The sequence below is a fragment of the Mycobacterium sp. genome (genome assembly GCF_052143115.1).
Lineage (GTDB): Bacteria > Actinomycetota > Actinomycetes > Mycobacteriales > Mycobacteriaceae > Mycobacterium.
In genome coordinates, this window is record NZ_JBKQTQ010000256.1 from 23,761 (window position 1) to 34,714 (window position 10,954).

General features: G+C 65.7%; 9 protein-coding genes. 5 read left to right on the plus strand and 4 right to left on the minus strand.

Annotation, left to right across the window (positions count from 1 at the left end; genetic code table 11):
• Window positions 1–27: 27 nt before the first annotated feature.
• Window positions 28–1,338 carry a cytochrome P450 gene (locus ACLQI9_RS25510; RefSeq protein WP_442380253.1) on the plus strand — a complete coding sequence of 437 codons (1,311 nt, stop codon included), beginning with the start codon at window positions 28–30 and terminating at the stop codon, window positions 1,336–1,338.
• Between the two features lies 1 nt (window position 1,339).
• On the opposite strand, the gene ACLQI9_RS25515 is transcribed toward ACLQI9_RS25510, so the two are convergent.
• Window positions 1,340–3,118: an ABC-F family ATP-binding cassette domain-containing protein gene (locus ACLQI9_RS25515; RefSeq protein ID WP_442380232.1), complete on the minus strand. Its 1,779-nt coding sequence runs from the start codon at window positions 3,116–3,118 to the stop codon at window positions 1,340–1,342.
• 158 nt (window positions 3,119–3,276) lie between these two features.
• Here ACLQI9_RS25515 and ACLQI9_RS25520 point away from each other — a divergent pair, with 158 nt between their 5' ends.
• Window positions 3,277–6,246, plus strand: coding sequence for an acyl-CoA synthetase (locus tag ACLQI9_RS25520; protein ID WP_442380233.1), 2,970 nt, complete (start codon window positions 3,277–3,279; stop codon window positions 6,244–6,246).
• Between the two features lie 14 nt (window positions 6,247–6,260).
• Window positions 6,261–6,485, plus strand: coding sequence for a Trm112 family protein (locus tag ACLQI9_RS25525; protein WP_442380234.1), 225 nt, complete (start codon window positions 6,261–6,263; stop codon window positions 6,483–6,485).
• On the opposite strand, the gene ACLQI9_RS25530 is transcribed toward ACLQI9_RS25525, so the two are convergent.
• From ACLQI9_RS25530 to ACLQI9_RS25540, 3 genes are read right to left on the minus strand one after another with little or no spacing between them, the layout of a single operon-like run.
• The gene (locus ACLQI9_RS25530; RefSeq protein WP_442380236.1) at window positions 6,451–7,074 is read right to left on the minus strand and encodes a TetR/AcrR family transcriptional regulator; all 624 of its coding nucleotides are present in this window, start codon (window positions 7,072–7,074) and stop codon (window positions 6,451–6,453) included. The two genes, ACLQI9_RS25525 and ACLQI9_RS25530, sit on opposite strands and share 35 nt — an antisense overlap.
• Before the next feature lies 1 nt (window position 7,075).
• The gene (locus ACLQI9_RS25535) at window positions 7,076–7,825 is read right to left on the minus strand and encodes an ABC transporter permease (RefSeq protein ID WP_442380255.1); all 750 of its coding nucleotides are present in this window, start codon (window positions 7,823–7,825) and stop codon (window positions 7,076–7,078) included.
• Window positions 7,826–7,839: 14 nt separating this feature from the next.
• On the minus strand, window positions 7,840–8,604 hold the full coding sequence (locus ACLQI9_RS25540) for an ABC transporter ATP-binding protein (protein WP_442380238.1): 765 nt from the start codon (window positions 8,602–8,604) through the stop codon (window positions 7,840–7,842).
• Between the two features lie 59 nt (window positions 8,605–8,663).
• Here ACLQI9_RS25540 and ACLQI9_RS25545 point away from each other — a divergent pair, with 59 nt between their 5' ends.
• Both ACLQI9_RS25545 and tyrS read left to right on the plus strand, forming a co-directional pair.
• Window positions 8,664–9,275 (plus strand): DNA-3-methyladenine glycosylase, encoded by a 612-nt coding sequence (locus ACLQI9_RS25545; protein ID WP_442380240.1) that lies wholly within the window; start codon window positions 8,664–8,666, stop codon window positions 9,273–9,275.
• A gap of 60 nt (window positions 9,276–9,335) precedes the next feature.
• Complete coding sequence (tyrS, locus tag ACLQI9_RS25550) at window positions 9,336–10,628, plus strand: tyrosine--tRNA ligase (RefSeq protein WP_442380242.1); 1,293 nt, start codon at window positions 9,336–9,338, stop codon at window positions 10,626–10,628.
• Window positions 10,629–10,954 lie beyond the last annotated feature (326 nt).

Sequence of the window (10,954 nt, forward strand, 5' to 3'; positions counted from 1 at the left end):
CGCATGCGGGATCGAACGCGCTGGCCGATACGGTACCCGCCGGGCGATGTATTGCTGGCGCTGTATCGTCGCCGCGGCCCGGTGATCAACGCCGGGCTCGCGGGGCTGGGCTACACGCTTCTGCTTGGACCGGAGGCGAACAAGTTCGTCTTCGCCAATGCCGACGCGTTCAGTTGGCAGGAAGCATTTCAGGTTCTGGTCCCGGTCGACGGTCCGACAGCATTGGTGGTCAGTGACGGAGCCGACCACCGTCGCCGGCGCAGTGCCGTCGCGCCCGCCCTCCATCACCGACAGGTCGGCGAGTACGTGCCGATCATCGCCGCCAACGCTGACGCGGTCATTGATCGTTGGCAGCCGGGGCAGCGAATCGACATCTATGACTCATTACGTCCGGCGGTGCGGCGCAGCATCGCCGAATGCCTTTTCGGCAGTCGTATCGCCGAGCATGCCGACTTTCTCGGTGAACAACTTCAACCCCTGCTTGCGCTGACGTATCGGCCACCGCAGGTGACGCGCATCCAGGAGTGGATCGGTTCACCGGGGTGGCGCCGGGCGATGGCGGCACGGGCTGGTATCGACGACTTTGTGGACCGCCAGGTCGCCGACGCACGCATCCATCCCAAGCCCGACGACCACCTGCTGACCACGCTGATCAGCGGCCGCCCCGATGACGGGCAGCCATTGACCCGCAATGAAATTCGCGATCAAGTCGTTTCGCTGCTCGCCGCCGGCTACGAAACCACCAGCGGCGCGATGGCGTGGGCCATCTACGCACTGCTGAACGTTCCGGGCGCCTGGGACACTGCCGCGGCCGAGGTTGGCCGGGTCTTGGGCACCGGGCCACCGACCGCTGAGAACCTTGGGGCCCTGACTTACCTCAACGGAGTAGTCCAGGAGACGCTACGGCTGTATTCCCCGGGGGTGATCTCGGCCCGCAAGGTCAAACGTGACCTCCAGTTTGACGGGCACCGGATTCGGGCTGGGCGAACGCTGATTTTCAGCGCGTATGTCACCCACCGAGTCAGCGACGTTTGGGCTGAACCCGAAGAGTTTCGTCCTGAACGGTGGGACTCTGCGTCGCCGCTTTATCGGCGCCCAGCGCCTCACGAGTTCATCCCGTTCAGCGGGGGCCTGCATCGCTGTGTCGGATCGGCAATGGCCACCACCGAGATGACGGTGATGTTGGCTCGGCTGATCGCCAGGACCACGCTGCGCCTGCCCCCTCAGCGGATCGAGGCACGCAACTTCGCCGCGCTGCGGCCCTGGCCCGGCTTGACCGTTGACGTCGAGCAGGTCGCGACTGGTACACCACGTCGCGGTGACGGTTCGGCTGATTAGCTCACTCGAGCACTTCGGAAAGTTCCAGCCAACGGTTCTCCAGCCCGGCAACATCGTCTTCGAAGCCGCGTAACTCCTGAGTGAGCCGGGTAATGCCGACATGGTCGGACTGGTCATGCTCGGCGAGTTCCTGGTGCTTGGCCGCGATCTGGTCGGCCAGCCGCGCCAGCCTGCGGTCGATCGCGGCGATCTCCTTTTCGGTGGCACGCAACTCGGCTCCCGAAATCGCCTGCGGCCGAGAGGCGCTGGTGGCCGGGGCCGCGGCACGCTGTGGGGCCGCCTGCGCGGCGAGCCGCAGGTACTCGTCGACACCACCGGGTAGGTGTCGCAGCCGGCCGTCCAGAATCGCGTACTGCTGATCGGTGACGCGCTCCAGCAGGTAGCGGTCGTGTGAGACGACGATCAATGTGCCCGGCCAGGAGTCGAGCAGGTCTTCGGTGGCGGCCAGCATCTCAGTGTCCACATCGTTGGTGGGCTCGTCGAGCAGCAGCACATTGGGCTCGGCCAGCAGTGTGAGCATCAGCTGCAGCCGCCGGCGTTGCCCGCCGGAGAGTTCGCCGACACGCGCCGATAACTGGTCGCCGGCGAAGCCGAGCCGTTCCAACAACTGTGCCGCGGTGACCTCACGGCCGTTGACCTGATAGTCAGTGCGCAGCCTGCCTAACACGTCGGCGACCCGGTCGCCTGCCAGCGGCGTCAAGTCATCGCCGCGCTGGTCGAGGATGGCCAACTGAACAGTCTTGCCGCGCTTGACTTTTCCGCTGTCAGGCTGGACGGCGCCGGCGATCAGTCCGAGCAGGGTGGACTTGCCTGCGCCGTTGGCCCCGACGATGCCGCTGCGTTCGCCCGGGCCGATTCGCCATTCGACGTCGCGCAACACGGGGCGGCCGTCGAACGAGACGGACACGTCGAGCAGGTCGACGACGTCCTTGCCGAGTCGCGCGGTGGCAAGTTTCGCCAACTCGACGGTGTTGCGCAGCGGCGGCACGTCGGCGATCAGCTGATTGGCCGCATCGATCCGGAATTTCGGTTTCGAGGTGCGCGCAGGGGGCCCGCGGCGAAGCCAGGCCAGTTCCTTGCGCATCAGGTTCTGCCGCTTGGCTTCGCCGGTGGCGGCGATCCGGTCCCGCTCGACTCGCTGCAACACGTAAGCGGCGTAGCCGCCCTCGAACGGCTCGACGATTCCGTCGTGCACCTCCCAGGTTGTGGTCGCCACCTCGTCGAGGAACCAGCGGTCGTGGGTCACCAGCAGCAGCCCGCCGGTGGTGCGGGCCCAGCGTTGGCGCAGGTGACCGGCGAGCCAGGTGATGCCTTCGATGTCGAGGTGGTTGGTGGGCTCGTCCAGCGCGATGACGTCCCAGTCATCGACCAGCAGCGCGGCCAGCTGGACTCTGCGCCGCTGGCCACCGCTGAGTGTGCCGATCGCGGCGTCCCAGGCGATGTCGGCGACCAGGCCGCCGACCACGTCGCGGACGCGCGGGTTACCGGCCCACTCGTGCTCCGGCTGGGCGCCGACCAGCGTCCATCCCACCGTGCTGTGCGGGTCCAGGGTGTCCGCCTGGCTCAGCGCGCCGACCCGTAGCCCACTGCGCCGCGTCACCCGTCCGGAGTCCGGTCGCACTCGGCCGGCGAGCAAACCCAGCAAACTCGATTTGCCGTCCCCGTTCCGTCCCACGATCCCGATGCGGTCGCCGTCGCCGACCCCGACGGTCATTGACGTGAAGACGACCTGGGTCGGGTACTCCAGGTGCACTGCTTCGGCGCCCAGCAGGTGTGCCACCGCCCCGACCCTAGCGACCGGCCTGGCGGACTACGCTGGCGAGCGACCTGGCACCGTGATCAAAGCCGCGGGCCCACCCCCTGCGATGTGCCATGATGTGCACGCTGTCAGGCCCACAAGCAGCACTGGATCGTCTCGGTTTCGGAGGGAGCGGTGACATGGATCTGGGTTTTTCGGCGGTCACGCGACCGGTTGAGCGTCTGATCGCGACGGCGCAGAACGGCCTGGAAGTCCTGCGACTCGGGGGCCTGGAAACCGGCAATTCTCCGTCCCCGTCTCAGGTCGTGGAGAGCGTGCCGATGTACAAGCTTCGGCGGTACTTCCCACCGGACAGTCGGCCGGGGCACCCGCAGGCGGGCCCGCCGGTGCTGTTGGTGCACCCGATGATGATGTCGGCGAACATGTGGGATGTCACCCGCGAGGACGGGGCGGTCGGCATCTTGCACGCCGCCGGGTTGGATCCCTGGGTCATTGACTTCGGCTCACCCGACCAGGTCGAGGGTGGTATGCGCCGGAATCTGGCCGACCACATCGTTGCGCTGAGCGAGGCGATTGACCTGACCGCAGAGATCACTGGCCAGGATGTGCACCTGGCCGGCTATTCGCAGGGGGGAATGTTCACCTACCAGGCGGCGGCCTACCGGCGCTCGAAAAGCATCGCCAGCATTGTGACATTCGGCTCTCCGGTAGACACCCTGGCGGCGCTGCCGACGGGGCTTCCGCCCAACTTGGCCCCGGGTATCGCCAATTTCATGGCCGACCACGTCTTCAACCGGCTTGATATCCCAAGCTGGTTGGCGCGCACCGGCTTTCAAATGCTCGACCCGCTCAAGACTGCCAAAGCGCGAATCGACTTTGTGCGCCAGCTCCACGATCGCGAGGCACTGCTGCCGAGGGAAGCCCAACGAAGATTCCTGGAGTCGGAAGGCTGGATCGCCTGGTCCGGCCCGGCGATCTCCGAGCTGCTGAAGCAGTTCATCGCGCACAACCGGATGATGACCGGCGGTTTCGCCATCAACGGTCAGCTGGTGACGCTGACCGATATCACTTGTCCCGTGCTGGCTTTCGTCGGCGAGGTTGACGACATCGGTCAGCCGGCCGCGGTGCGCGGTATCCGGCGCGCAGCGCCCCACGCCGAGGTATACGAGTACAGCCTGCGCACGGGTCACTTCGGTCTGGTCGTTGGATCCAAAGCCGCACACGAGACTTGGCCAACTGTTGCCGATTGGGTGCTGTGGATTTCGGGAGACGGAGACAAGCCCACTGACATCTTCCCGATGGCCGATCAGCCGGCCGAACGCACCGACCGCGGCGTCGCGCTCAGTTCGCGGCTGATGCATGGACTGGGCGAGGCATCGGAGGTGGCCCTGACACTCGCGCGCGGTGCAGCCGACACCGTCGTCGCAGCGAACAAGTCCATGCGCACGTTGGCCGTCGAAACCGCCCGAACCTTGCCCCGACTGGCCCGACTGGGCCAGATCAACGATCACACCCGGATCTCGCTCGGACGGATCATCGGCGAACAAGCTCACGATGCGCCGAACGGCGAATTTCTGCTCTTCGACGGACGCGTGCACACCTACGAGGCGGTGAACCGGCGCATCGACAACGTCGTACGCGGTCTCATCGAGGTCGGGGTGCGCCAGGGCGAACACGTCGGCGTCTTGATGGAAACCCGGCCAAGCGCGCTGGTGGCCATCGCCGCGCTGTCGCGGTTGGGCGCCGTCGCGGTGCTGTTGAAGCCCGACGTCGACCTGGCCGCTGCGGTTCGACTCGGGGGAGTGACCGAGATCATCACCGACCCGCCCAACCTCGAGACCGCGCGGCAATTGCACGGACAGATTCTGGTGCTCGGTGGTGGTGAGTCCCGGGATCTGCATCTGCCCGAGGACGCCGGCGTCATCGACATGGAACAGATCGATCCCGATGTCGTCGAGCTCCCGGCCTGGTATCGGGCCAACCCGGGGTATGCGCGGGACCTGGCGTTCATAGCCTTCAGCACCGCGGGCCGACAGCTGGTCGCCAAGCAGATCACCAACTACCGCTGGGCGCTGTCGGCGTTCGGAACCGCCTCGACTGCGGCCCTGGACCGAAACGACACCGTGTACTGCCTGACGCCGCTGCATCACGAGTCCGCGCTGTTGGTCAGCCTCGGCGGCGCAGTGGTCGGCGGCACCCGCATCGCGTTGTCCCGCGGGTTGCGCGCGGACCGATTCGTCGCCGAAGTGCGCCAGTACGGCGTCACCGTCGTCTCCTACACCTGGGCCATGCTCCGCGAAGTCATCGACGACCCGAGCTTCGCGCTGCACGGTAATCACCCGGTGCGGTTGTTCATCGGCTCGGGTATGCCGACCGGGCTGTGGCAACGCGTCGTCGACGTGTTCGCGCCCGCGCATGTGGTCGAGTTCTTCGCCACCACCGACGGACACGCGGTGCTGGCCAACGTGTCCGGCGCCAAGATCGGCAGCCAGGGCCGGCCGTTGCCCGGCGCCGGCCACGTAGAACTGGGCGCCTACGACGCCGAGCATGACCTGATCCTGGAAACCGAGCGCGGGTTGGTCCGGGCACCGGAAACCAACGAAGTCGGTGTACTGCTCGCCGAGCCGCGTGGGCCGATCGATCCGACCGCATCGGTCAAACGCGGTGTCTTCGCTCCCGCCGACACCTGGATCTCGACTGAATATCTGTTCCGCCGCGACGCCGACGGCGACTTTTGGCTAGTGGGCAGCCGCAGTTCGACGATCCGCACCGAACGCGGCATCGTGTTCTGCGAACCGATCACCGACGCGCTCGGGCTCATTCCGGCGGTTGACCTCGCGGTGACCTACGGAGTGCCGAAGGACGGCCACCAAGTCGCGGTGACGGCGGTGACGTTACGGCCGGGTGCGACCATCACGGCGGCGGATCTCACCGAAGCGGTGGCAGCGATGCCGTTCGGGTTGGGACCCGACATCGTGCATGTGGTGGCGGAGATGACGCTGAGCGCCAGTTACCGTCCGACGGTCAGTCCCTTGCGGGCAGCGGGGATCCCCAAGGCGGGGCGGCACGCCTGGTATTTCGATGCTGACGCCAACCAGTTCCGGCGGTTGACGGGCCCGGCACGAACGGAATTGTCGGGTGCGCACTGACATTCGAGGCAGACATGGTTGACGAGACACTGCTGAGCATCCTGGTCTGCCCGGCCGACCGCGGCCCGCTGCTGCTGGTCGGCAAAGATGACCGGGAGTTGCTCTACAACCCGCGGCTGCGGCGTGCTTACCGTATCGAAGACGGCATCCCGGTGCTGCTGGTCGACGAGGCGATCGAGGTCAGCGACGACGAGCATGCGCAGCTCATGGCGCGGGCCACTCCGGCAAGTCCCCAGTGAGGTAACGCTGCAGGTTCGGGGCGATGGTCTCGATGATCTGGGTCGCGGGTAGTGACTTGAACGGCTCCAGGTCCAGGATGTAGCGCGCCATCAGCACGCCCACCAGTTGGGATGCGACGAACTGGACCCGAATGATGCCGGTGCCCGGTGGACTGTCGACGCGGGACCCGACTTCGACGGCGATCACGTCCTGGATGAACGAACGGAACAGGTTGACCTCCGACCCGGCCATAACCGACCGCAGCGTGGCGATGAACCCGGCGCCGATTTCGGAGTCCCACAGCGGCAACAACATCGACGGAATGGCGTGGCCGAGTTCCTCGAGGGGCACTTGGCGCAACGGGCCGATGACGTCCATCGGGTCTATCTGGATGTGAACGGCGGCGGCGAACAGCTTTTCCTTGGTGCCGAAGTAGTGATGCACCAACGCTGAATCGACGTCCGCCGCCGCGGCCACAGCACGTATCGAAGTATTCGCAATACCATTGCGGGCAAACAGCACTCGGGCGTTGGCCAAAATTCGATCGCGGGTGTCCGAAGTCCCCGCCGGACGCCCGGGCCGCTTGCGCCCGGCGTTGGTGGCCGTCACGCTAAGGTGTCCGTCGGCGAAGGGTCGCGGCGGCCAGGCATAGTGCCGCGAGTGCAAACCCCAATACGACCAATATGTCTCGTATCGCGATGCCGGTCAGCTCGGTGTGCGCGCCGACCTGCTGCAGAGCCTCCAGGGCATAGCTGGCTGGCATCGCGTTGCTGATCCATTCCAGCCAGGTCGGCATCAGTGCTCGCGGAACGATGATGCCGGCCAGCAACAGCTGCGGCACCATCACCAGCGGAATGAACTGCACGGCCTGAAACTCGGTGCGCGCGAATGCACTACACAATAATCCGAGTCCCACGCCGAGCACCGCGTTGACGATCGCGATCAGGAACACCCAGAAGGGACTGCCGGCGGTGTCGAAGCCGAGAAGCCAAAACGACACGATGGTAGCCAAGGTGGCTTGCACCGCTGCGGCGACCGAAAACGCCGTCCCGTAAGCGATCAGCAGGTCGAGCCGGCGCAACGGCGTGGTCAGGATGCGCTCCAACGTTCCCGAAGCCCTTTCCCGCTGCATCGTTATCGCCGTGATGATGAACATCACGAAGAGCGGGAAAAGGCCCAACAGGATCAGGCACGCGTTGTTGAAGGGCGATGGTGTGCCCGGATGGTGCGGGGCGTTCTGGAACATGAAGTACATCAACGTGATAACCAGAACCGGCACCACCAGTATCATCGCGATGCTGCGGTGGTCGGCGGCCAGTTGCCGCAGGATCCGTAACGTGGTCGCGCCGTACGGTTTCAGAGACCCCTGCAGTCCTAACCGGCTCGGCGCTTGGTGCTGCGCTTGATGATGGACAGAAACGCGTCCTCCAGTGACGTGCATCCGGTGTCCTCCCGTAGTTGGGTCGGTGTGGTCTGCGTGACCAGGTGACCGTCGCGCATCAGCAACAAGTCACCGCAATGGTCGGCTTCATCCATCACGTGGCTGGAAACCAGCAGTGTCGTCCCGGCGCGCGCGAGGCCGGTGAACTGCTCCCAGAGGTCTGCCCGCAGCACGGGGTCCAACCCCACTGTCGGTTCGTCGAGAACGAGCAACTCGGGCTGGCAGACCAGCGCACACGCCAGCGACACCCTGGTGCGCTGACCACCGGAGAGATTGCCGCAATAGGCAGTGCTGTGATCGCTGAGTCCCACCCGATCAATCGCCGAGTCGGCGGCGCGGCCGTCGAAGCCGTAGAGGGACGCAAAATAGCGGACGTTGTCGACGATTCGCAGGTCGTTGTAGATCGTCGGGTCCTGAGGCAGGTATCCGATCCGGTGGCGCAAAGATGCCGACCCGGCGGGTAGACCGAGCACCCGCACCGTGCCGGCAGCGATGAGTTGGGTGCCGACAATGCAGCGAATCAGGGTGGTCTTCCCGCAGCCCGACGGACCGAGCAGTCCGGTAATGCTGCCGCGGGCGATGCGAACCGAGAAGTCATGCAGCGCAGGGCGTTTGCCGCGAATCACCCGCAAGTGGCTGATGTTGACGGCTACTTCGTAACCATTCGAGGATAATTCATCACGCGATGAAGTCATCATACGATGAATATCCGCCCCTGCTGCCAGGCTTGTCAAGGGTCGCGGGCAGAATCTGTCCGATGGGCGCTGACCAACTCGCGGTCGACCCGGTTGGGGCGGCGCATCGACTAGTCGGCGCCACCCTGACTGGTCGCGGCGTCACCGCCACGATCGTCGAGGTAGAGGCCTATGGCGGGGTGCCCGACGGTCCGTGGCCGGACGCCGCGGCGCACTCGTATCGCGGTCCTACCGGTCGCAGCACGGTGATGTTCGGACCGCCGGGCCGGCTCTACGCCTACCGCAGCCACGGCATCCATGTGTGCGCAAACGTGGTGTGCGGCCCTGACGGCGTTGCGGCCGCGGTCCTGCTCAGGGCGGCTGCGATCGAGACCGGGCTCGACGTCGCCCGATCCCGCCGCGGTGTGTCCATCCGCACCGTCGCAATGGCGCGCGGGCCCGGGAACCTCTGCTCGGCATTGGGAATCACCATGGCCGACAATGGTATCGACCTGTTTGACGGCGACGGCCCAGTGCGGCTGCGGCTCAACGACACCCTCGACTCAGTGTCGGGGCCGCGCGTTGGCATCAGCCAAGCCGCCGACCGGCGGTGGCGGCTGTGGTTGCGGGGCCGGGCGGAGGTTTCGGCCTACCGGCGCAGCCCACGAGCGCCGGCGCCCGGTGCCAGCGACTAAACCGACGCGCCGTCCGGTCGCCCGCCGCGGCACCGTGTCGATGCGAGAAGATCTTTGACTGTGGACGCTGAATCTTCCAGCTCGTCTGGCATCCTCGACGAGCTGCGCTGGCGTGGACTGATTGCACAGTCCACCGACCTTGACGCGCTGGCCGCCGAGGCGGCCCGGGGTCCGATCACGCTGTACGCGGGATTCGATCCCACCGCGCCCAGCCTGCACGCCGGACACCTGGTACCGCTGCTGGCGTTGCGGCGGTTTCAGCGCGCCGGGCACCGCCCTATCGTTCTCGCCGGCGGCGCAACCGGCTTGATCGGCGACCCTAGCGAGACTGGTGAACGGGTGCTCAACGCCGCCGACACCGTCCAGGGGTGGACCGAGCGGATCCGTGGACAGTTGGAACGCTTCGTCGATTTCGACGGGTCCCCGACGGGTGCGATCGTCGAAAACAACCTCGAGTGGACTGGCGCGATGTCGGCGATCGAGTTGCTCCGTGACGTCGGCAAGCACTTCTCGGTCAACGTCATGCTGGACCGCGACACGGTGCGGCGGCGTCTGGAGGGCGAGGGGATCTCCTACACGGAGTTCAGCTACATGCTGTTGCAGGCCAACGACTACGTCGAGCTTCACCAGCGCCATCACTGTCTGCTGCAGATCGGCGGATCCGATCAGTGGGGCAACATCATCGCCGGGGTGCGTTTGGTGCGTCAGAAGCTCTCGGCCTCCGTACATGCCCTCACGGTTCCGCTGGTGACCGCGGGCGACGGGACGAAGTTCGGTAAATCCACGGGCGGCGGCAACGTGTGGTTGGACCCGGAGATGACGACTCCGTACGCCTGGTACCAGTATTTCGTCAACACCGGCGATGCCGACGTCATCCGGTACTTGCGCTGGTTCACCTTCCTGTCGGCCGACGAGTTGGCCGAACTGGAGGAGGCCACAGCGTCTCGGCCACAGGAACGTGCGGCACAACGACAGCTGGCCCGTGAACTCACGACGCTCGTGCACGGCGAGCAAGCTACCGAGGCCGTTGAGCATGCAAGCCAGGCGTTGTTCGGCCGCGGGGAGCTCACCCGGTTGGATGAGTCCACGCTGACGGCCGCGCTACGCGAGACCTCCGTGGCCGAGTTGAGGCCCGGTGCACCGGACGGGATCGTCGACCTGCTCGTCGCCAGCGGGCTGTCGCAGAGCAAGGGCGCAGCGCGACGCACGATCGCCGAGGGCGGCATCTCCGTCAACAACACCAAGATCGACGACGAGGACTGGGTGCCGCGACGTTCCGACTTCCTGCACGGACGCTGGCTGGTCTTGCGCCGCGGCAAGCGGAATATCGCCGGGGTCGAGCGCGTTAACTGATCTTGCGCGAGCTGAAACACGCGGTCTAGCACGTTGTTTGACTCCACGTTTCCTGTCGCGTAACTTAGGCGAGTCGTTGCGACGCGGCCAGGCCGCAGAGCGCGACGATGTCCCAGAGGGAAAACCACTTCGGTGGATCCCTCGTCGTCCGCAAGCGAGTAAGCGGCCAAGAGCCGCGGGGCTTGTTGCGCGGTCGAAGGGGTGTTGTTTGAGAACTCAATAGTGTGTTTGGTGGTTTTGTTTTTGTTGTTGTTTTTTGCCATGCCTTGATGCCCCGTGTTGGGGTGTGGTTTTTTTGGATGCCAGTTTTTGGTGTCTTTTTGTTA